At 62.4% G+C, this 22,241-nt stretch carries 18 protein-coding genes; 9 read left to right on the top strand and 9 right to left on the bottom strand.

The features are described 5' to 3' along the window. Positions 1-72: 72 nt before the first annotated feature. Together ON753_RS01025 and ON753_RS01020 are read right to left on the bottom strand one after the other, a co-directional pair. Positions 73-978: a carbohydrate ABC transporter permease gene (locus ON753_RS01025; RefSeq protein ID WP_265960689.1), complete on the bottom strand. Its 906-nt coding sequence runs from the start codon at positions 976-978 to the stop codon at positions 73-75. Between the two features lie 57 nt (positions 979-1,035). Next, on the bottom strand, positions 1,036-2,286 hold the full coding sequence (locus tag ON753_RS01020; protein ID WP_377047336.1) for an ABC transporter substrate-binding protein: 1,251 nt from the start codon (positions 2,284-2,286) through the stop codon (positions 1,036-1,038). Between the two features lie 269 nt (positions 2,287-2,555). On the opposite strand from ON753_RS01020, the gene ON753_RS01015 reads away from it, so the two are divergent. Then, positions 2,556-3,605 (top strand): LacI family transcriptional regulator, encoded by a 1,050-nt coding sequence (locus tag ON753_RS01015; protein ID WP_265960687.1) that lies wholly within the window; start codon positions 2,556-2,558, stop codon positions 3,603-3,605. Between the two features lie 8 nt (positions 3,606-3,613). Here the strand turns inward: ON753_RS01015 and ON753_RS01010 are convergent, their stop codons facing one another. From ON753_RS01010 to ON753_RS00990, 5 genes are all read right to left on the bottom strand, one after another. Beyond that, positions 3,614-5,134: an aldehyde dehydrogenase family protein gene (locus tag ON753_RS01010; RefSeq protein ID WP_265960686.1), complete on the bottom strand. Its 1,521-nt coding sequence runs from the start codon at positions 5,132-5,134 to the stop codon at positions 3,614-3,616. A gap of 2 nt (positions 5,135-5,136) precedes the next feature. Further along, entirely contained in the window at positions 5,137-5,904 is a 768-nt protein-coding gene (locus ON753_RS01005) for an enoyl-CoA hydratase/isomerase family protein (RefSeq protein WP_265960685.1), read from the bottom strand. Next, positions 5,901-7,475 (bottom strand): acyl CoA:acetate/3-ketoacid CoA transferase, encoded by a 1,575-nt coding sequence (locus ON753_RS01000; RefSeq protein ID WP_265960684.1) that lies wholly within the window; start codon positions 7,473-7,475, stop codon positions 5,901-5,903. The genes ON753_RS01005 and ON753_RS01000 overlap by 4 nt, the downstream gene beginning before the upstream one ends. Positions 7,476-7,478: 3 nt before the next feature. Continuing rightward, the gene (locus ON753_RS00995; protein WP_265960683.1) at positions 7,479-8,480 is read right to left on the bottom strand and encodes a Gfo/Idh/MocA family protein; all 1,002 of its coding nucleotides are present in this window, start codon (positions 8,478-8,480) and stop codon (positions 7,479-7,481) included. Positions 8,481-8,687: 207 nt separating this feature from the next. Further along, positions 8,688-9,920, bottom strand: coding sequence for a DUF2254 domain-containing protein (locus tag ON753_RS00990; RefSeq protein WP_265960682.1), 1,233 nt, complete (start codon positions 9,918-9,920; stop codon positions 8,688-8,690). A gap of 305 nt (positions 9,921-10,225) precedes the next feature. Between ON753_RS00990 and ON753_RS00985 the strand changes: the two genes are divergently transcribed. From ON753_RS00985 to ON753_RS00950, 8 genes are all read left to right on the top strand, one after another. Then, entirely contained in the window at positions 10,226-10,564 is a 339-nt protein-coding gene (locus tag ON753_RS00985) for a hypothetical protein (RefSeq protein WP_265960681.1), read from the top strand. 132 nt (positions 10,565-10,696) lie between these two features. Continuing rightward, on the top strand, positions 10,697-12,169 hold the full coding sequence (locus ON753_RS00980; RefSeq protein WP_265960679.1) for a multicopper oxidase family protein: 1,473 nt from the start codon (positions 10,697-10,699) through the stop codon (positions 12,167-12,169). Positions 12,170-12,291: 122 nt separating this feature from the next. Further along, positions 12,292-12,741 (top strand): DUF411 domain-containing protein, encoded by a 450-nt coding sequence (locus ON753_RS00975; RefSeq protein WP_265960678.1) that lies wholly within the window; start codon positions 12,292-12,294, stop codon positions 12,739-12,741. A 137-nt stretch (positions 12,742-12,878) separates the two neighbouring features. Next, complete coding sequence (locus ON753_RS00970; protein WP_265960677.1) at positions 12,879-13,493, top strand: TlpA family protein disulfide reductase; 615 nt, start codon at positions 12,879-12,881, stop codon at positions 13,491-13,493. 13 nt (positions 13,494-13,506) lie between these two features. After that, positions 13,507-14,256 carry an SCO family protein gene (locus tag ON753_RS00965; RefSeq protein WP_265960676.1) on the top strand — a complete coding sequence of 250 codons (750 nt, stop codon included), beginning with the start codon at positions 13,507-13,509 and terminating at the stop codon, positions 14,254-14,256. An 84-nt stretch (positions 14,257-14,340) separates the two neighbouring features. Further along, the gene (locus ON753_RS00960) at positions 14,341-15,081 is read left to right on the top strand and encodes a cytochrome c biogenesis CcdA family protein (protein ID WP_265960675.1); all 741 of its coding nucleotides are present in this window, start codon (positions 14,341-14,343) and stop codon (positions 15,079-15,081) included. A 611-nt stretch (positions 15,082-15,692) separates the two neighbouring features. After that, the gene (locus ON753_RS00955; protein ID WP_265960674.1) at positions 15,693-18,227 is read left to right on the top strand and encodes an arylsulfatase; all 2,535 of its coding nucleotides are present in this window, start codon (positions 15,693-15,695) and stop codon (positions 18,225-18,227) included. Between the two features lie 25 nt (positions 18,228-18,252). Then, positions 18,253-19,248, top strand: coding sequence for a formylglycine-generating enzyme family protein (locus tag ON753_RS00950; RefSeq protein WP_265960673.1), 996 nt, complete (start codon positions 18,253-18,255; stop codon positions 19,246-19,248). Positions 19,249-19,271: 23 nt separating this feature from the next. Here ON753_RS00950 and ON753_RS00945 read toward each other — a convergent pair whose 3' ends face one another. Beyond that, entirely contained in the window at positions 19,272-21,413 is a 2,142-nt protein-coding gene (locus ON753_RS00945; protein WP_265960672.1) for an ATP-binding protein, read from the bottom strand. After that, on the bottom strand, positions 21,413-22,153 hold the full coding sequence (locus tag ON753_RS00940; protein ID WP_265960671.1) for a response regulator transcription factor: 741 nt from the start codon (positions 22,151-22,153) through the stop codon (positions 21,413-21,415). The genes ON753_RS00945 and ON753_RS00940 overlap by 1 nt, the downstream gene beginning before the upstream one ends. Between the last annotated feature and the right edge of the window lie 88 nt (positions 22,154-22,241).

The raw sequence follows: 22,241 nt of genomic DNA, 5'->3' as shown, positions 1-22,241 counted from the left end.
GGCTCTTGCGCGCGGTACCGGCCGCGCGCGCGGCGGATCCGTTCAGCGTCTGGGTGTCGGGAGCGGTGGACATCACTTCTTCTCCCGCAGTTCTGACCACAGATAGGGAACGATGATCGCCGCGATCGTCATCAGCATGATCACCGCAGAGGCTGCACCGATACCCATCTGGTTTCTGGTGAAGGTATAGGAATACATGAAGGTTGCAGGCAGTTCTGTTGCGTTTCCGGGCCCTCCGCCCGTCAGGGCGACAACGAGGTCGTATGATTTGATCGCCATGTGCGCGAGCACGACAAAGGCCGACATGAAGGCGGGACGCAGCTGCGGAATGACGATCCTGCGGTACAGGGCAAAGGTCGAGGCGCCGTCGATCTGCGCCGCTTTCAGCATTTCGTTGTCGATGCCGCGCAGGCCGGCCAGGAACATGGCCATCACGAAGCCGGAGGTCTGCCAGACCGCGGCGATCACGATCGTGTAGATCGCCATATCCCGGTCCTTGATCCAGTTGAAGGTGAAGCTCTCCCAGCCCCAGCCTCTGACGACGGCCTCGAGCCCGATGCCCGGATCCAGAAACCATTTCCAGGCAATGCCGGTGACGATGAAGCTGAGGGCCATCGGATAGAGGTAGATCGTGCGGATGAAACCTTCGGCGCGGATTTTCTGGTCGAGCAGGATCGCCAGCAGCAGTCCCAGCACGCAACAGATAACGATGTACAGAAGGCCGAACACCACCAGGTTCGAAACGGCGGTATCCCACGCGCGGATCCTGAACAGGTTTTCGTAGTTCTGCCAGCCGACCCAGCCGAAGGTGGGCAGGATGCGGCTGTCCGTGAACGACAGGTAGAGCGTGAAGGCGATGAACCCGTAGACAAAGACCGCCACGATGGCGACGGTCGGGCTGAGAACGAGTTTGGGCAATGCGTCACGCAGTCTGTCAACAACGGAACCGCGCGGGTTCGCTGTTTCAGAAATAGACATCTCGAGTTCCCCGACCCATGGGAGAGCGGCGACGGATCGCCGCTCTCCGCGTGGTCGTTACTTGTTGATCTGGACAGCGGTGACGAGCTCTTCGACAGCCGTCGCGCTGTCGTACTCGCCGTTGAAGTGAGCCGTGATCACGTCATACATCGCGTTCTTCACGGCTGCCGGGTTGGCGTGTCCGTGCGCCATGGAGCCGTAGAGATTGCCGCTGGAGGCAGCCTTTTTCAGGTCCGCCATGCCCTTCTTGCCGCAGGCATCGAAGGCCTCGTCTGACACGTCGGTGCGGGCGGGAACCGAGCCCTTGACGACGTTGAAGGCGGACTGGAAGTTCGGCGACAGGATGGCCGTTGCAAGAGCGGCCTGTTCCTTGCCGACTTCCGGGCCCTGCGCAAACATGGCGAACTGGTCGGCGTTGAAGGTCACCTGGTCCTGGGTGCCGGGGAAACGGAAGCAAAGGAAGTCCTCATCCGGCTTCTTGCCGGCATTCAGGAACTCGCCCTTTGCCCAGTCGCCCATCATCTGGAAGGCGGCGTCGCCGTTGATGACCATGGCGGTCGCCAGGTTCCAGTCGCGTCCGGAGAAGTTGTCGTCCACATAGGAACGGATCACCGCCATGCGGTCGAAGGACTCCTTCATGGTGTCGGAGCCGAGCGCTTCCTCATCCAGCTCGATGAAGGCTTTCTCATAAAAGTCCGGTCCGCCGGTCGCCATGACCACGGCGTCGAAGATGGTGGCGTCCTGCCATGCCTGACCGCCATGAGCGACGGCTGTCTTGCCGGAAGCCTTCACCTTTTCCAGTGCGGCAACGAATTCGTCCCATGTCTTCGGCGGTTCGATGCCGAGTTCATCCAGCACCGCCTTGTTCGCCCAGACCCAGTTGGTGGAATGGACGTTCACCGGTGCGGCGACCCACTTGCCGTCATACTTGGAGAATTTCTGCAGGGCTTCCGGGACCACAGCATCCCAGCCCTCCATGCCGGCGAGGATGTTCAGGTCGGCAAGAGCGCCTTCCTTGGCCCAGTCGGTGATATCGAAGCCGAGCATCTGCACGGCGGTGGGCGGGTTACCGGACGTGACGCGGGCCCGCAGCACGGTCATCGCCTGGGAGCCGCCGCCACCGGCAACAGGCATGTCCTGCCAGCCGATGCCCTGGCTTTCCAGGTCTTCCTTCAGAACGTTGAGGGCAGCGGCCTCGCCGCCGGAGGTCCACCAGTGCAGGACCTCAACATCGCCGGCATGGGCGAGGCTGGTGCTCAGGGCCAGGGCGGCTACGCCCAGCTTTAGCGATTTCAAAGACATCGAAATTCCTCCCATTAGGTGCCAATTGGCGCTTCGAGTGCCGGATCCCGGCATCACGATCATCACGCAACGTCCATTGTAACGTTGCAAACCGGAGAAGAGTCAATTGTTTTCATCAACTCCGGAAACCTACGCATTTTGCTTGTTTTACATATTACTAAGCAGGATATCGCGTTGCTGCACTGCAGCGCATTATTGTGTTGTAACGATTTAAATTCGCTGATTAGACTTGACCGGCTTTTTGGGCTAGAACGCCCCGGTTGAAGTGAACGGGCATGACGCGAAAGATCTTGGACGAAACGAAAGGCCGCACGGTTGAGAGGGTCCCTCGCCCGACCCTGCGCACGGTTGCAGAAGAGGCCGGTTTTGCGGTCACCACGGTGTCGCGCGCCCTTGCGGGCGATCCGCGGATTGCCGAAGCCACCCGAATGCGGGTCGCGGACGTCGCCCGCCGGCTGGGCTACGTTCCCAACCGCGCCGCCCAGAGGCTGCGCACCGGCCGTACTAAGGTGATCAGCCTCTTGCTGAACACCCGCCACGAGTTTCTCAGCTTCACGTCGGAATTCCTCGGCGGCATGTCCGAAGGGCTTGCCGGCACGGGATACGCGATCACCATCACGGCCGATCGTCTCGCCGACGACCGATTTGAAGTGATCCGCAACATCCGCCGGCATTCCCTGGCGGACGCCATCGTCTTCACCCGGACCGAATGTTTCGACGACCGGGTGCGCTATCTGCTCGAGCACGACTTTCCGTTTGCCACCCATGGCCGGACGGATTTCACGACGCCGCATCCCTATGTCGATTTCGACAACGAGGCCTTCGCCCGCATGGCCGTGGACCGGCTGGTCGAGAAGGGCCGGCGGCACATCTGCATGGTCATGCCGAACGAACGCTACACCTTCGGCCAGCACCTGCGCTTCGGCGCCCGGCAGGCGGCCATGGCCCATGGCGTCAGCCTGACGATCCCTGCCGAGGTCGACCTCGACAGCGAACCGGATGCGATAGCGGCAACGCTTCGCGCCCTTCACGCCGGGCCCGACGCGCCGGATGGATATGTCTGTGTCGGCGAGGTAATGGCGCTGGTCACCCTGGCCTATCTGAACGACATGGGCTTGACGCCCGGACAGGAAGTCGACGTCGTCGCCAAGCGCGCCTCCCCCATTTCCAACCATTTCCGCCCGAGGATCGAGACTATCGACGAGGACCTCCGGGCCACGGGCCGGGCGATGGCCGAGGTGCTTCTGGCCAGGATATCCGGCGCTCCGATGGAGGAGATGCAGGTTCTCCTCAAACCCGAAGGTCCATTCTCGATTTCGGATTAGCTTCGCCATCACGCCACCCAGGGTGTCCGTGTCCTGCCGATCCGCATGGTCACGGTTTTCGCCTCGAGGAACTCTTCCAGTCCGTACCGGCCGAGTTCACGGCCCTGCCCGCTTTCCCTCATGCCGCCAAATGGCAGTTCGGCAAAGCCGTCCATCCAGGTATTGGTCCAGACCGTCCCTGCACGGGCACGCCGGGCAAATTCCAGGCAGGTGTGGACGTTTTCACTCCATACACCCGCGGAAAGTCCGTAATCGGTACCGTTCACCAGGTCGACGGCCTCCTCCAGCGTCCGGAAGGTCAGAACCGAAAGAACCGGACCGAAGACTTCGTCCCTCGCAATCGGCATATCGCTGCGCACGTCGCAGACGACCGTCGGCTGGTAGAACTGACCATTCAGCCCCGGCACGTCGAGCGGTCCGCCGCCCAGACGGACGGAGGCGCCGGAATTCGCGGCGTTACGGACATGGGTATGGATTTTGGCCTGGTGTTCGGGCGTGATGATCGCGCCGACTTGGGTCGATGGGTCCAGGGGATCGCCGAACGGGACCTTTCGCGACAGGTCCACCGTGCGCGCAACGAACTCCTCGGCAATGTCTTCATGGACGATGATGCGGGAGCTGGAATTGCAGCATTCGCCCGCATTGAAATAAACGCCGAACACGACCGCATCGACGGCACTTGTCATATCGGCGTCCGGGAAAATGACCTGCGGGTTCTTGCCGCCGAGTTCAAGCGACACCTTCTTCAATGTTCCTGAAGCCGCCTTGACGATGGCCTTGCCGACAGCCGTCGAACCGGTGAAGGTCACCATTTCGACCCGCTTGTCCGCCGTCATGGCCGCGCCGACCGGATCGCCGTAGCCCAGGACGATATTGACGACCCCGGCCGGAATGCCGGCCTCGACCAGGAGTTCGCCCAGGATGACCGTCGTTGCCGGCGTCATCTCGGACGGCTTCACGACAGCGGTACAGCCGGCGGCCAGGGCAAATGGCAGCTTCTGGGACACGATCAGGAACGGAAAGTTCCATGGCGTTATGATCGCCACGACACCTGCCGGCTCCTTCAGCACAAGCCCGAGAATGTCCTCTCCCAGCGAATTGTGGCTTTCCCCATGCATCGTGCGGGCGAGCGAGGCCGCATACCGCCACAGGTCGGCCGCGCCCTCGATCTCGGCCTTGGCCTGGCTGATCGGCTTTCCCGATTCAAGGGTCTCCATCAGCGCGATCCGGTCCCGTTCCCGGTCGATCAGATCGGCGATCTTCAGGAGATAGGTCGCCCGTTCCTTGCCGCTGGTGCGCGACCAGCGGCCCTTGTCGAAGGCTTGACGCGCTGCGAACAGCGCGGCGTCCACATCGCGCAACCCGCCCCGTGCGGCCAGGGTCACCACGGAGCCATGGGATGGCGATACGCGCTCGAAGCTCGCGCCGTCCGCACTCTGCCGCCAGTCCCCGTCGATCAGGTGCCGGGCAATGAAAGGGCCTGCAGGAAGTTTTGCAGCACTGATGGAAACGACGTTCAGTTCACTCATGACTATTTTCCAGGAAAGCTCGGTTTGCGTTTTTCGCGGAATGCGGCAACGCCTTCGTTGCGATCTTCGGTCGATCCGATCATCCCGGCGCCCAATGCCTCGATCATGGCGCCCCGGTCTTCGCCGGCGGCGGCGTGGATCATGTATTTGGCAACTTCCATGGCCCTCGGCGATTTGCCGGCGAGGGTCTGCGCGATCTCGAATGCGGCGGCTCTCGGATCATCGGCAATCTCCGCGGCAAACCCGGCGGCGAACGCGCGTTCGGCGGAAATGCGGCGGCCGAACAGCGCCATTTCCTTGACGATCGGCTCGCCGAGCAGACGGATGAGCCGCTGCGTGCCCGACCAGCCCGGCACGATGCCGACCGAGGCCTCGGGAAGCGCCAGCGTTGCGTCCGGCGCCATTATCCGGATGTCGCACGTTGCCGCGAATTCCAGCCCGCCGCCGAAAGCATGCGCATTGATTGCCGCGATCACCGGCTTCGAGAGCCGGGCCAGCCGGTCGAACACACGATGACCCTCGCGAACCCAGTGCCGGGCAAAATCGCAAGGCGCCAGCTCCGACCATTCCAGTATGTCGGCGCCCGCGCAGAAGGCCCGGCTCTCCTCGGCCGTCACGACGACGGCCCGGATGGCCGGATCTCTTTCCAACTCGTCGCAGTAGGGCTCGATGGCCTTCAGCATCGTCAACGTGAAGGCATTGAGCTTTGCCGGGTTGTCCAGCTTCAGCTCCGCGATCGCCCCGTGGCGTATCAGATGAAGTGCGCTCACAGGTCCAACTCCATCGGATGTTCGCAAAGCAGCGCCTTCGGCATTTCCTTCAAGTTGTCGGCGAGACGCACCCTCCCCTTCGACGCTTCGAAGATGTCGCGAACAGGATCGATGCCCGGCATGATTTCCGAGGCGACCAATCCGCTTTCGGTCAATTGAATGACGCAGCGCTCGGTCACATAGAGGACTTCCTGGCCCAGTTCGCGTGCCCTGCGTCCCGAGAAGGTCACGTGCTCGACTTCATCCACCATCTTGGTGAATTTGCCCGGCGTCCTGACGGTCAGGGCGTCGTCGGTCAATTCCAGCTCGGCGCCTGCCTCGAACAAGCCCGAGAAAACGATCTTCTTCGCATTGGCGGTAATATCCACGAAGCCGCCGCAGCCCGCGGTCAGGTAAGGTTTCTTGCCGAGCTTGGAGACATTGACGTTGCCTTCCAGGTCGATCTCGAGGAACGACAGGAAAGTCACGTCGAAGCCGCCACCCTGGAAGTAGGTGAATTGCTGCGGGGAAGGCATGAAGGCATCCGCATTCGAAGCGCAGCCGAAGGCAAAGCCCGTCAGCGGCATGCCGCCGGTCGCGCCTTGTTCGATGGCCCAGGTCACCGCCTGTTCCTTGCCGGCCTCCAGCAGCACGCGCGGCACCATCGCGGAAATGCCGAAGCCGAGATTGGCCGCCTGTCCGGATTTCAGCTCCATGGCGGCACGGCGGGCAACGACCTTTTCAACACCATGCTCGGCCAGGGAGAAACTGGACCACGGACGCATGACCTGGCCGGAGATCGCCGGGTCATAGTCCGTTTCCGTCGTCTGGCGCTGATCGGGATCGACGACCACCAGGTCGACCAAGTGCCCCGGCACGCGCACATCGTGGGGACGCAGGGATCCCGACGCGGTAACCCGCTTGACCTGGGCAATCACCAGCCCGCCGTGGTTGCGCACGGCAATCGCCTGTTCCAGCCCGCCGAGATAGGCGCCCTCGTGTTCGTATGTCAGGTTGCCGCGCTCGTCCGCGGTGGTCGCACGGATGATGGCAACGTCCGGAACGATGTTGGGGAAATGCAGCCAGGTATCGCCGCCCAGCTCCATGCGCGCGACGATCGGCTTCGCCGCCGCCGCTTCGTTCATGGCACAGCCCTCTCGCACGGGATCGACAAACGTATCGAGTCCGACCTTGGTGAGGACGCCAGGGCGCCTGGCCGCCACATCGCGGTGCATGTCGAAGAGGATGCCCGAAGGAACGTTGTAGGCGGCCACCCGGTTCTCGACCAGCATGCGCCAGATCGCCGGCATCGGCAGGGAGGACGGCCCGGAAGGATAGGAGCCGGCAATGATCGTTGAGAGCAGTCCGTCTTTGGCTAGGTGATCGATGCCCTTGATGCCGTACATGTCGCCGGCCGCAATGGGGTGGAGCGTCGTGAGGTTTCTCGGGTGCCCTTCGCGGTCGAACCTCGCGCCAATGGCCTCGAGGATCTTGTCCGGGCACCCGAGACCGGAGGACGAGGAAACCGTTACGACCGCACCGTCCTGAATTCGGGCTGCGGCATCTTCCATCGGCACAATCTTGGAGGACATCGCTCAGAAGCCTCCGTAACCGACACGGACGGCCTTGCCCGTCAGGGCCGCTTCGCGCACCGCAAGAGCAACGGCGAGAGACTTCACGCCGTCGACACCATCGGCCGACGGCCGCCCGCTGCCGTTTACCGCCGAGGCAAAAAGGCCGAGGGAATACTCATAGAGATTGTGTTTCTCGAACGGGATCGGCGTTTCGCCGCTTGCATCCACAAGGCGGATGTCTCCGACCGGCTCCTGGGTCATCACGTTTCTGGCGAAAATCGACCCTTCCGTGCCGTGAAACTCGATGCCCGTGCCGGCAAAGGGATGGGTGAAGCTTTCATGGGTTTCCACCATGGTGCCGGACGGCATCGACCAGACGGACATGACGCTGTCCTCGACGCCCTCGCCCAGTCCGGAAGCGCCTGCCCTTGCAACCACTTCCTCCGGATCTTCGCCCAGGTGGAAGCGGATCGTGTCCGCATCATGGACAGTAATGTCGGGGATAACGCCGCCCCCTGCCGCCGCATTGTTGATCCGCCATCCTCGCAGGACTTCCGGCAGGTTGACCGCGTGGAAGACACGCGCGCTCAGGACCCTGCCGATACGGCCCGACCTGATGAGTTCACGAATGGCAAGGTGAGAGCCGGCATTGCGCAGATGGTGATTGGTCGCAAAGACGACGCCCCTCTCGTCCGCCGCCCGCACCATTTCGCCGGCCTCGTCCAGCGTCATTGCCAGCGGCTTTTCACACAGAACGTGCTTGCCCGCGGAAATCGACGCGAGCGCCTGCGCATGATGTTTTTCGTTGGTGGTGGAGATATAGACCGCATCGACACTGTCGTCGCCGAGCAGGTCGTTCAAATCGGTGAAGCTGCGGGCGATCCCGTGTTCGCGTGCATAGGCCTCGCCGCGCGCCGCATCGGAGCTGAGCACCGAGGCAATGCTCGAGCCCTCCCCTGCCCGCATTGCATCAATCATGTAGCTCGACGCAATCCGGCTCGCGCCTATCAGGGCCCAACGCATGAAAACCTCCCGGCTGAAACTATTTTTGGAACGTTCCAATTTCTTGAACAACACCTAATGGAACGTTCCAAATGTGTCAAGGGAAGATATGCGCGATCGGGTTGGCCGTTATTGTGAATCAGCTTCACCTGAACGCTTTCCGAGGAAAAGCAGGGCCGTGAACTCATCCTTCGGGCAAGCACACCTGTGCCAGGACGTGTCCGCACCCTAAGGCGCGACCGACCGGATTGCAGCGAGTTCCGACGGCAGAAGCGAGGCGGCGTCGGCCCGTTCGAGCGCTTCCTGCGCCATCTGCTCGCAAGCCGGCCCGAAGATCCGGGGCGCGGCTCCCCGGAGCGCGGCCAGCGCCTTGTGCAATCTTATCTGGACCTCCAGGAGGGACGCCCCATCCCGGGCGATCGGTCTGAACGCGTCCTCAAGGGCGTCCCGGAAGGTGATCGCGGGCACAAAGACGCGTTCGAACTGCACATCCACATCGTCGCGCTCACGCCATTGCGAAAGAATACGCACGTGCCGGCTCAGGATGTCGATCGCCGTGCCGGGATCGTTCACCGCCGGCGACAACGCCCGCGAGGCGATTTCGGTCATCACGATCAGTCCGTAGCGCGGATCGTCCTCGAAGGTGCGCCGGCTGCCGATCGTGAACGCCCGGCGCAGCGCGGCTTCCTGCTTGTCTTCGAGCGACGCTGTGGCGACAACGGCCAGCGGCACGTCGGGTGCGACGAAGGCACCGGGAAGACGGCGCACGAAGACCTGCGCGCCCAGCCCCTCGGCGCAATCCTGAAGCGCCTTCATATCGATATGCTGAAGGTAGCCGGTTTGCGTCGACGCAAGGGACAAACATCCTGAGGGCGGAGCGGCGAGCAGCGGTTGGCCGGCCAGATAGGGGTTGTCCAGACGCTTCTGCAACGCATTGGACGCAGCGCGCTCTACCCGGTCGAGTGTGTCGCCCATTCGCCCGAATCCCATTAGATGGTCGATCCAGCGGATCAGCGCCACCACGACGAGCCCGATCACGACAACGGTGAAGATGAAGATTACCACTTTGCCCGAGGCACGGTAGTAATCGCCATGCAGCGCGATCAGCCCAACGAGGCCGAACAGGAAGGCCCCAAGAAAGGTGGCCAGAACGTTCTGTGTCGTCCGGTCCTGCTGCAGGAGAACTGTCGCCCGCGGCGTGGCGGTCTCGGCGGCGGCAGTAAAGGCCGAGACGGCAATCGACAACGAGAAAGTCGTCACCGCGAGCATGGAGGACGTCAGGACCCTGAGAAGCTGCCCCACGGCCTCCGATCCCGTCTGGAGCGCGAGGGCCTCAGGCAGGTAGGGTGAAAGGACACGCGCAAGACCGGCCGCCAGAAGGGCGAGAACGGCGAAGCTGGCGACCCGCACCCAGACCATCTTCAAGGTTTCGCGGAAATACCATGCGTAACGTGAGATCATGACGCTTCCTGCCCTTCTGTCGAGACCCCGGTTTCGTTCCATCGAGCGCATAAATGGCCGATCGCTTCGCTGATCTGGCAGGTCCGGCCCCTTCCCCGCGCCCGATCTCGAAGGATCGTGCAGTGCGCCGGCGAGACGGAATGGCATGGAACCCGTGATCGCAATGACCGATATTGCACCGATGTTATCGGGGATTGCCAGCGACGGAACGAAAATCCGCAGGCTGTCCGGGATGCGCCGACCGGGCCCTTGCTGCGACGGTACGTCCATCGACAGGATGAAGGGCTTGCGATATACAGGAAGGGATGACGAGAAAGTTCCGCATATTCATGTTTGTGGTGCTTGCCGCTTTCGCGGCGGGAACGGTGGCGCATGCCACAAATGCCGTCACCATGAACACGAAGATGACGCTTGCCGTTATCGATGGCGCGGACATGGGCGACTGCCAAAATTGCCCGGACGGCAACGACGATGCGCTTGCGTGCGACATTGACTGTCTGTCACCGATCCTGGCCGTGGTACCGTCCGGCCAACCGGGCCTCCTCAAAGCCGGGACACTCACCGAAAGCGTGGTTCCGCAGAGTGCGACCGGGCATACGGGACGGCCGGATCCTCATCCTCCACGATTCACCATTTTGAGCTGACGACGCCCGGATTCCTTCCGGTCCTCGGCGCCTGGCCTCATGTGCGGTCCATGTGACCGTCCATGATATGCTACGCATAGCGCGGATAGCGCGCTGCGAGCCCGAGTTCCCTCTCAGGATGGTTGAACTGTCATGGTATTGTATCTGCCGACGCCGACGCGTCGGGCCTTTCTCGCATCCGCCGCGTCCTTTGCCGCCGGTGCGTTGTTCGCCGGTCACGGAATTCGGAGCGCTTACGCCGCTTCCGTCAGGGAATTCCGGCTGAAAGCGGCACCGGCCAACGTGCGTCTTGTTCCCGAACCTTATGACAAAACGCCGGTGTGGTCCTACGGCGCGGAAGTGCCCGGCCCGGAAATCCGCGTGCGCCAGGGAGACCGCCTGCGCGTCATGGTCGAAAACGGCCTCGACGAGGAAACCACCGTCCACTGGCATGGCGTCCGCACGCCCAACGCCATGGACGGCGTGCCCCATCTCACCCAGGCGCCGATCGCTCCGGGCGAGACCTTCACGTACGAGTTCGACGCCGTCGATGCCGGCACCTTCTGGTATCACCCGCACCAGAACAGCACGGTGCAGGTGGAGCGCGGTCTCTACGGGCCGCTGATCGTCGAGGAAGCTGATCCCGTGCGCGTCGATCGCGAGTTGACCTGGATCCTCGACGACTGGCGGCTCACCAGAGCCGCGGCGATCAGCGACGATTTCGGCAACCGGCACGACCTGATGCACAACGGCCGTGTCGGCAACACGGTCACCATCAACGGCCGCGTGCCGGAAAGGATTGCGGTCCGCGCAGGTGAACGGATCCGGCTCCGCCTGATCAATGCCGCCAACGCCCGCATCTTCGGGTTGGATTTCGCCGATCTCGAGCCGATCGTGATCGCTCTTGATGGCCAGCCCGTAACGCCCCATGCGCCTGCGGATGGGCTCGTTACGCTTGGCCCGGCCATGCGGATGGACCTGATCATCGATATGAGCGGCCGGCCGGGCAGCCACGCTACCGTAACGGACCGGTTCTACCAGAGGCTGGAGTACAGGCTGGTGGATCTCATCTATGACGAAACCGCTCTGCGCGACAGTGCGCCGGATTGGCCCCTCGAACTGCCCGCCAATCCGTTGGCAGAACCGGACCTGGGTACCGCACTCCGCCACGAAGTCACCTTCAATGGCGGCATGATGGGCCAGATGGTCATGATGGAAATGGGCGGTAGCATGGGGGACGCACCGGCCGGCGGCATGATGGCCAACATGATGCATGGTGAGGGCATCTGGTTCGTCAACGGCAAGGCCGCCACCGGACATGTCATGGACCCGCTGCTGACGGTGGCGCATGGCCGCACCTGCGTGCTGGCGATGACCAACGCCACGGCCTGGCATCATCCCATTCACCTGCACGGACATTCCTTCCGCGTCCTGTCGCGGAACGGGCTCCCGACGGCCCACCGCGAGTGGCAGGATACGGTGCTGATGGCGCCGCGCGAGAAGGTCGAGATCGCCTTTGTTTCCGACAACCCGGGCGACTGGATGTTTCATTGCCACATCCTCGAACACCAGGCGGCCGGAATGATGGGCGTGATCCGCGTTTCCGGGCGGGAGGAGCGGAGATGAGCCGAACGGCCCTGACCCTTCTCCCGGTGATCTGCGTCAACGCCTCCACGCTTCGAACCACACGCGAAGAGACATGCAGACGAGCCACAAGACTCGCTCCTCAACTTGAAAGGACACCGAAGATGCGCAAGGCCCTCTCCCTCCTGACAGTTGCCGCAGGCCTCCTGACCGGAAGCGCCTACTTCTTCTGGATCAGTTCCTCCGAAGCATCCGAAGTCATGCTCTACAAGAACCCGCAATGCGGTTGCTGTGAGAGCTATGCCGAATACCTGCGCCAGAACGGTTTCACGGTCACGGTCCAGCCAACTCACGAACTCGGCGAAATGAGCCGGGATGCGGGCATTCCGGACGAGTTCCAGGGCTGCCATCTGTCCATGATCGAGGACTACGTCGTGAGCGGCCATGTTCCGATCGACACGATCAACAAGCTCCTGACGGAGCGTCCCCGGATCAAGGGCATCACCCTGCCCGGCATGCCCCTGGGCTCGCCCGGAATGGGCGGCAACAAACAGGGACCTTTCACCGTCTACGAGATCGGGGACGAAACGCCGAAGGTTTATTCAGAGGAGTAGGACCCCATGATGCAGGGCGCTCAGTCTCAGCACCTTTTCGAGGCATCGCGCCCGAACCGGCTTGGCCAGGTCCGTCTGCCGGCGGCGGAACCGCCGTGCTGTCAGGCGGCCGGCCAGGCTGTGCGGGAGATTGACCGATGACGGGCCTTTTCAATCGGCGGCGCGCCATCCTCGTCGCGCTGGCGGCAGGCGTACCCGTGCTGGTCGCGCTTGCGGCCGCAAGCGTGATTTACGTCCGGGGCGCCGAGCCTTCGGGCGGCTCCATCGGCGATCGCCCGAAGGCTGCGGCCGCCTCGTCCAGGTCCTTCGTCGTCCATGAAGCACCGCGGTCGCTTCCCGATATCACCTTCGCGGACGGTAGCGGTCAGTCACTCACCTTGGCCGACTTTGACGGCAAGATGGTATTGCTCAACATCTGGGCGACCTGGTGCCTTCCCTGCCGCACGGAGATGCCGGCGCTTGAGGCGCTGGAGGCGCAACTCGGCGATGCCGGCTTCCAAGTTGTGCCCCTCTCGGTCGACCGGGCCGGACCGGGCGCGATCCGCAAGTTCTACTCTGACATCGGCATCCGCCAACTCGGCCTCTATATCGACGCCTCGATGCAATCCTCTTTCGACCTTGCTGCGCCGGGACTTCCAACGACGCTTCTCATCGATGCGCAAGGCCGGGAAGTCGGGCGGCTCATCGGCCCGGCCGAATGGGATGCGCCCGAGATGATCGCGTTCCTCAAGACCCATCTTATTCCGAACTGAACAGGGAACCGCAATGGCGACGACAGGAAGGTCCGACGCAAAAGACTCCCCGCTGGAACCCATGGAAACCCTGCGAACTTCACAATTTATCGCCGCGGTTTTCATCGCCGTTCTGGGGTTCGCCTCCCCTGCCCTGGCGCATCATCCGGGAACCAATCTCGACAAGGTGATGGGCGACAAGGAAAAGTTCTTCCAGGCCGTCGACAAACCTGCCCCCGGGTTCGGCCTGGCGGACGCGGCGGGCAACTCCGTCTCCCTTACCGATTTCGAAGACAAGGTCGTTATCCTCAACTTCGCTTATGCCGGGTGCCTCGACGTCTGCCCGCTGCATTCGCAAAAGATCGCCGAGATCCAGCGGCTTCTCGATGAAACGCCGATGAAGACGCAAGTGCAGTTCATCACGGTGACGACCGACCCGGACCGCGACACGGCCGAAGTCCTGGAAGGCTACGGCGAAACGCACGGGCTGGATCCGGCCAACTGGATATTCCTGACCAGAAAGCCGGGCGTTCCGGCGGATGCCACCCGCGTTCTGGCGCGCAGCTACGGGCTCGAATTCACCGAGACCGAAGACGGACAGCAGATGCACGGCGTGGTGACACACGTCATCGACCGTGATGGCCGCCTTGCCGCCCGGTTCCACGGGCTTCGCTTCGAGGCGGTGAACATGGTCCTCTACGTCAACGGGATCATCAACAATGCCGATGTGCCCGAGCCGACGGCCGGCAAAAGCTGGTGGAAGCGGCTGACGAACTGGTTCTGACGGTGGACAGTTTGCAGGGACGAATTCCACGCAGGAAAGGATCGGGACTGATGAACCCGGAGCAGCCTCAGAAAGACCGACCGAATGCCTGAACTCTCAAATATCGGTATCCTCAGCGCATTCGTCGCCGGGATCATTTCGTTTCTGTCGCCCTGTGTCCTGCCGCTGGTGCCGGGCTACGTTTCCTATATCGCCGGCCGGTCCGCCTATGCCACCGCGTCCGGCGCGGTTGCCGCTGCGCGCTCTGCAACACTCGGCCTCAGTCTCTGCTTCGTGCTCGGTTTCACGACTGTTTTCGTCATCCTTGGCGCCAGCGCCACGGCGCTCGGGCAGTTGCTGCTCCAGTACCGGTTCGAAATGAACATCGTCGGAGGCGGGATCGTCACGCTGTTCGGACTGTTCATGCTCGGTACGATCCGGCCGACATGGATGATGCGTGAAGCGCGCTTCCATCTGGATATGCCCGGCGGCAGGGCCGCATCGGCCTATGTGCTCGGCCTGGCCTTCGCCTTCGGCTGGACGCCCTGCATCGGCCCGATCCTCGGCGCCATCCTGACGGTCAGCGCGGCGTCTGCAACGGTTGCCGACGGCATTGCCCTGCTCACGATCTATTCGTTCGGTCTTGGCGTACCGTTCCTGCTTGCCGCATTCTTCACCGATACGCTGTCCGCAAGACTGAAGACCTTCGGACGCCTCGGCCGCGTTCTGCGGACGCTGGCGGCGGCGGTCATGATCATCATGGGTGTCGCCATGATGACCGGATATCTCTCGGCCTTCGCCTTCTGGCTGCTGGAAACCTTTCCGGTCTTGTCTTCGATCGGGTGAGGCGGGCCGGGGCGGAGGAACGCCGTTATCGCCGATGCGGTTGCCCAAAGCCGGCCGCGCGCCAGGTTCGCGGCCGCATCCGCACCACAACAGAAAACGGAGGATTCGCGATGCAAGATATGATGAATGGAATGGGCTGGTTGATGGGTGGCGGGATCGTGATCTGGCTGCTGGTCCTTGCCGTGCTCGTTCTCGCGGTCGCTGCACTGATCAAATATCTCAGGGACTGACGGATCAGCCCCAGTAGCCATCAGGATGGGGCTCTTCCGCCCTTGATCTGACTGGCGACCACCACCACCTGCCCTCTCGCGAGCCTATGTGTCGCTGGCCGAAGGCCGGTTCAGGAGAACGGTATCGGCTCCAGCCCGAACTGACGTAGAAGCGCGCCCTCATCCTTAATGAATTCCAAGAATTAATTATCATCTTCCGCAACGTTAATTCATTGCGCGTGCCTGAAAACTGTGTACGAATATTCCAATTATTAGTTGTGCTCTGATTTTTTCTTGCACGCATGCGGTGGCGCTTGAGCGCGTTTTCGAACCGCGTTTTTTGATCCTGACGCAGCTTGGCTTGCCGCCAAGTTCTCGCTGAAGGAAAGTGGGGATGATCTGATGATGTCTATAAACTTCTATACCGCAAGCAGCGCCCCTTTGGCCGTGGCCATCACCATTGCCGTTGCCCTAACTTCCTCTGGCGTCGTGCAAGCTGACGAGATCATCGGAACACCTGGAAGTCCCTCGGCGGAAAGAGTTCTTGATGGCAACCAGCTTCCTCCCCAGGACATGCCCTTCGGCGGTGAGATCAAGGACGGCGCGCTTCAGTCCACACCTTGGTGGCCGCCGCGCGTGGTACCGCCGGCCGAGGCACCGAACGTCCTGCTGATCATCACCGATGACGCCGGGTTCGCGGTGCCGAGTACCTTCGGCGGCGTTATCCCCACAGACACCATGGACAAGCTCGCCGCGGAAGGACTGAGCTACACGAGCATCCACTCCACGTCCCTGTGTTCGCCGACGCGCGCAGCGCTCATCACCGGGCGCAACCACCATTCCGCAGGCTTCGGGGTAATCTCGGAGCAGTCGACCGGATATCCTGGCTACAACAGCATCATTTCCAAGGACAAGGCAACGGTCGGGCGGATCCTGCTCGACAATGGCTACAATACCTCGTGGTTCGGCAAGGACCATAACACGCCGGCTTTCGAAGCCGCCAAGTCCGGCCCCTTCGAGCAGTGGCCCACTGGGATGGGCTTCCAGTACTTCTATGGCTTCGTGGGCGGTGACGCCAACCAGTGGCAGCCGGACCTCTTCCGCAACACGACGCAGATCTATCCCTTCGAGGAGTCGGAAGGCGAATGGAACCTCGTGACCGCGATGGCGGACGATGCGATCGGCTGGATCAACGACATGCACCAGATCGATCCGTCGAAGCCCTTCTTCGTGAAATACGCCCCCGGCGCGACGCACGCCCCGCACCACCCGACGAAGGAATGGGTCGAGAAGATCGAGGCAATGAACCTCTTCGACGATGGCTACGAGGCGTTGCGCCAGACAATCTTCGAGAACCAGAAGAAGATGGGCCTGGTGCCCCAGGACGCGAAGCTCGCGTCCTGGCCCTCGGAACACATCAAGCCCTGGGATCAACTGACCGATGTGGAGAAGAAACTCTTCATCCGGCAAGTCGAGGTTTTCGCGGCCTACGCTGCCTACAGCGACCACGAGATCGGCAGGGTGATCGATGCTGTCGAGGAAATCGGCGAACTCGACAATACTCTGATCATCTACATCAACGGCGACAACGGGACGAGTGCCGAGGGCGGCCCGCTTGGCACTCCGAACGAAGTGGCGTTCTTCAACGGGCACAACATGATACCCGCTGAGACCCAGATGCAATGGTACGACGTGTGGGGCACCGAAGAGACCTACAACCACATGTCAGCCGGCTGGGCCTGGGCCTTTGACACGCCCTTCGACTGGTTCAAGCAGAACGCTTCGCGGCTCGGTGGCATCCGCCAGAACATGGTGGTGTCATGGCCTGCAAAGATCACCGACAAGGGCGGACGGCGTGACCAGTTCATGCACGTGATCGACGTGGTGCCGACGATCCTCGAGGTCACGGGGATCCCCGCACCGAAAGCGGTCGACGGAATCGAGCAGGCCCCGATCGAAGGCACGAGCTTCGCCTATACCTTTGATGCCGCGAACGCCGACACACCGAGCCGCCACACCACCCAGTACTTCGAGATGATGGGCCAATGGGCGCTTTACCACGAGGGTTGGCTCCTCAGCACCAAGGTCAACCGCACGCCATGGGACGCCTTCGGGCCGGCCAACACGGATCCGCTGAACAACCAGGTGCTTGAGCTCTACGACCTGACCAAGGACATGAACCAGACCACCGACATTGCCGCGGCCAACCCGCACAAGGTCGACGAGTTGAAGACGCTCTTCATAGAGGAGGCAAAGAAGTACCAGGTCTTCCCGCTTGACGCTTCATTTGCCGCCCGCATCGTTGCGGCGCGCCCGAACATCACGGCGGGGCGGTCCGAGTTCGAGTACACCCGGCCGATGGTCGGCCTGCCCCAGGGCAGCTCGCCGGGACTCCTCAATGCCTCCTACACCATCACGGCCGAAATCGAAGTGCCCGAGGGTGGGGCCGAGGGCATGATCCTGACTTCGGGCGGGCGCTTCGGCGGCTATGGTTTCTACCTGAAGGACAGCAAGCCCGTCTTCTTGTGGAACATGGTAGATCTGGAACGGATCAAGTGGGAGGGGACCGAGGCGCTCAGCCCCGGCAAGCACGTGGTGGAGTTCGACTTCGTGTATGACGGGATGGGTGCAGGGACGCTTGCCTTCAACGACTTCAGTGGCATCGGGAAAGGCGGGACCGGAACCTTGCGGGTCGACGGAAAGGACGTTCACACCCAGGACATGAAGCAGACCCTGCCGATGATCCTGCAGTGGGACGAAAGTTTCGACATCGGCTCGGATACCCTGACCGGCATTAACGACGAGGACTACAAGCCCCCCTTCACCCTGACTGCAAAGCTGGACAAGCTGACGATCAAGGTCGACAGGCCGCAATTGTCCGAGGCCGACATTGAAAAGCTGAAAGGCGCAATGCGCAACAACTCGTCAAGCGAGTAGCCGGCAGCAGAAGGAGAATCAGGGGTTGGAAGCATTGTTGCGTCTCCCGGGGATAATGCTCGTCATCGCCGCGCTGTCGACACATGTCGTCTGGGCTGGAATGCCGGATGGCCCTGCCGTCAACCTGACGCTTATCGAAATTCCCGGTGGCACATTCGCCATGGGATCCGAGCAGCATCATGTGGAAGAAGGACCAGTCCGCGAGGTCACGGTGGCTTCCTTCCGGCTATCGGCAACGGAGGTCACGAACGCCCAGTTCAGAGCCTTTGTCGAGGCGACCGGCTACATCACAACTGCCGAGCGCACCCTTGACCCTGCGGAGCACCCGACCTGGCCGCCTGAACTGCTCAAACCCGGCTCAATGGTGTTTCGGATGCCGGATCAAGTCGCCGGAACGGCCGATATCGGCCGGTGGTCTTATGTGGCCGGTGCCAACTGGCGCTCCCCGGAAGGACCAGGAAGTTCCATCGACGGCCGGGATGAATTCCCTGTGGTTCAGGTCTCCCACGAGGATGCGGCAGCCTTTGCCGCATGGGCCGGTGGGCGTCTGCCAACAGAGGCAGAATGGGAGAATGCCGCGCGGGGTGGCATCGACGGTGCGGAATTCACCTGGGGTGAAACCTATGATCCCGAGGAGGGCTGGAAGGCCAATTCGTGGCAGGGCGTTTTTCCCGCCTACGACTCCTCCGAGGACGGCTTCCACGGGATCGCGCCGGTCGCAAGCTTTCCACCGAACGGATACGGCCTCCATGACATGGCAGGGAACGTCTGGGAACATGTGGCCGACTGGTATGTCCCCATGCATCCGGACCAGAACCAGACGGACCCGCATGGTCCTCCCCGGGAGCTGGCGGCGCATTTCTCCGATCCGTCAACCGGAGCGCGGCACGTCATCAAAGGCGGCTCCTGGCTTTGCGCTCCAAATTTTTGCTATCGCTATCGTCCAGCTGCCCGGCAGGGACAGGAGCAGGGACTGGGCACGAACCATATCGGCTTTCGTGTGGCGTTCGATGCTGATTGAGACAGCTTTCAACATCCGCACGATCACGACAATTCTTCGAGCTGACGGCCGGCCTCTGCGGCCGGGGCGAGTTCGCGCGGGAACCTGAGCTTCACGGTGGTTCCCCTTCCCGGCTCGGAAAAGATGCGGGCCGTTCCCCCGCTCTGGCGGACGAAGCCGTAGACGACGGCCAGGCCGAGCCCCGCGCCGCCGGCGCCTGCCCTTGTGGTGAAATAGGGCTCGAATGCCTTGTCCACCTCTTCCCGGCTCATGCCGACGCCTTCATCATGCACCGACACGGCGACTGCGTCGTCTTCGGCGAAGGTCTTGACGCACACCTCGCCTCCCGCCGGCATTGCCGAAGCGGAGTTGAGGCACAGGTTGAGGACCGACTGCTCGAAAAGTTCCGGATCCAGCATCAGGGGCGGAAGGTCGTCGTCCAGGTCCAGCCTGAGGCGGCAATTCTTCCCGATCGCGATTTCCAGGATGTCCGCCATGCCGTGCAGCACCGAGGAGATGTCGACGCTGCTCAGATTGACCGGTTGCTGCCGGCCGATGGTCAGCATGCTGCTGGCAAGGGAGCGTCCGCGGTCCGCGGCCTTGCGGATGCGGGCGATGTTGCGCATCTGCTTGTTGCTGAAGCCGCCTTCCCGCTCCAGAAGCCCCAGGCTGCCGGTAATGATGCCGATCGTGTTGCCGACTTCGTGGCTGAGCTGGTGGGTCAGGCGCATGATCCCGTCGAGCCGAAGCGCCTTGGCCGCTTCCGCTTCCTGCCTGTCCAGCAGCGTCACGTCACGGGCCAGCAGAACGATGCCGTCGTCGTTCTGGTGCGACAGCGAGATTTCGGTAACGGTTTCGTCCGGCCAGCGATGCCGCACCGAGACAGGCCCGCTGAGAAGGCGCCCGTTTGCGCGATCCGGCAACGTGTCCGGCGGGATCTCGGCAATGGGTGCGAGGAACTGAACCAGCGGCAGCTTGCGCGCCGAGCCCTTGTGCCCGATCAGTTCGATGACGCGCCGGTTCATGGTAACCGGTTGTCCGGCGGCATCGAAGATCGCGATGCCTTCATGCATGCTGCGGAAGGTGGAGCGGATCGTGCGTGCGGCGGCTTCCGCCGTCCTGCGCAGGCGCGTTACCCGGTCCACGCTTTCCTTGAAGGCCTGGAAGGCCCGCTGGAGATCCAGCAGCTCGGTCTCATCACCCTGATAGACGGGGGGACCGACATCCTTCTGCCCCTTGGCCAGTGCGTTCATGCCGCTGGACAGGGAAACGATGCCCTTGGAGACGCGGATCGCCGAACGGATCGACAGGACGGCGATCGTCAGGACCAGGAGCGACGCGGCCGCCACGATGACCAGCAGTTGTTGCAAGGTTTCCGAGGTGGACTGGAAATCCCTGTTCAGGGTCTGCGTGACGATACCGGACTGGGTCTCGGTTGCCTGTGAAAGCTCGCGCGCAACATTGTGCAGCCTGGCTATGGCGGTCCGCACGCTGAACATTTCCAGGAGATAGTCGGTCTGCGCGGCAAACACCCGCTCATAAGGTTGCAGGGCATTCGCCGGCATCATCCCGGTCCCGCCCGGTGTGCCCGGTTCTCCCTGCGTTTCAGCCACGTATCTGCGGCGCAACTCGCCAAGTTGGAACAGGCTTCCCGCGCTCGAAACGGAATGGACGATCGCGTTCAGGCGCTGGCGCGGCTCCTGGTGGTCCGCCGTTGCTTCGACCGCAATGACGCCGAGCGCGGACGAAACCTCTTCCTTGTGCTGCTGCGCGGTTTCGGCCCTGGCCGCAAGGGCGACGGTCAGCTTGCGTATCTGCCCCAGAAGCTCGAGGATCTGTGTATTGGCCGCCCGGTAGGCTTCCTCTCCGGGCGGATATTCCGGCAGCGAACGGATCAACTCGTCCACCTGGGCGACGAGCGCACGGCTCTTGCTGGAAACGGCATAGGGCGACGTCGCATTCATGAGGAAAGGCGCGCTGGAGACGAGATCGGACACCTGCCGGGACACCAGAGACGCATCGGCCAGGCTGGAATAGGCCTGCAGCCCATAGGCCGCGGTTTCCTCCCGCGCCTTCAGGAGACCGTAGATCGCGATTGCCGACAGCGCGAAGGCCACGGCGCAGATCAGCACGATGGCCGCCGGAAGCCTGAAGGCAATGGAGGAAACGAGAGGGCGGCTGATCATCACGGTGCCAGGGGCGGGTCCCTGTGAAGGACGTACCCCTTTCCCCTCCGCGTCTTGATGTGGCACGGCAGGTCCGGGTTACGCTCGATCTTCCGGCGAAGGCGCAGGACCAGCACGTCGACGTTCCGGTCGATGAGCCGGTCCGTCTCCGCTCCGAGCTGTTCCAGGATCTGCGCCCTGCTCACCGGTTCGTTCGGCGTCGCGGCCAGGATCTCCAGAAGCGAGAACTCTGAAGACGTCAGCGTCCTGGTCGGATGTGACGTGCACACGGCCTTGCGGTTGACAAGATCGATGACCCAGTCACCCAACAACAGCGCCGTCGGCCCGTGCTGGACATTCAGCGATTCCTTTTCACTCTTGAAGGCGGGATGCATCCGGCGCAGGACAGCCTTTATGCGGGCGGTCAGTTCGATCGGCTCGAAAGGCTTGACGACATAATCGTCCGCCGCCGTCTCCAGTCCGAGCACGCGTTCCGCGGCACTGCCGGCCGCCGTCACCATGACGATGCCGATGTCGGTCTGGGACCTCAGCTTCTGTGCGAAGACCCGGCCCGACATGCCGGGCAGATTATGGTCGACAAGCACGAGGTGAAACCGCTTTTCAGCCAGGATGCCGGCGGCCTCTTCCGCGGTGCTTGCGGTATGCGGCAGCCATCCCTCTGCTTCCACCAGGTCCGAGATGAGTTCCGCCATATCCGGATCGTCTTCGACGATCAGGATGGCGACGCCTTGGTCAAGCAATTTCAGTCCTCCCACCGCCATCATATGCAGGCCCCGCAAATATGCAAAGCACTGATTTTTCAGATATTTGTCATAATTGTAAGGCCTG

The sequence above is a fragment of the Roseibium salinum genome, assembly GCF_026240905.1.
Taxonomy (GTDB): Bacteria; Pseudomonadota; Alphaproteobacteria; order Rhizobiales; family Stappiaceae; genus Roseibium; species Roseibium salinum.
This window is presented reverse-complemented; position numbering and strand designations above follow the sequence as displayed.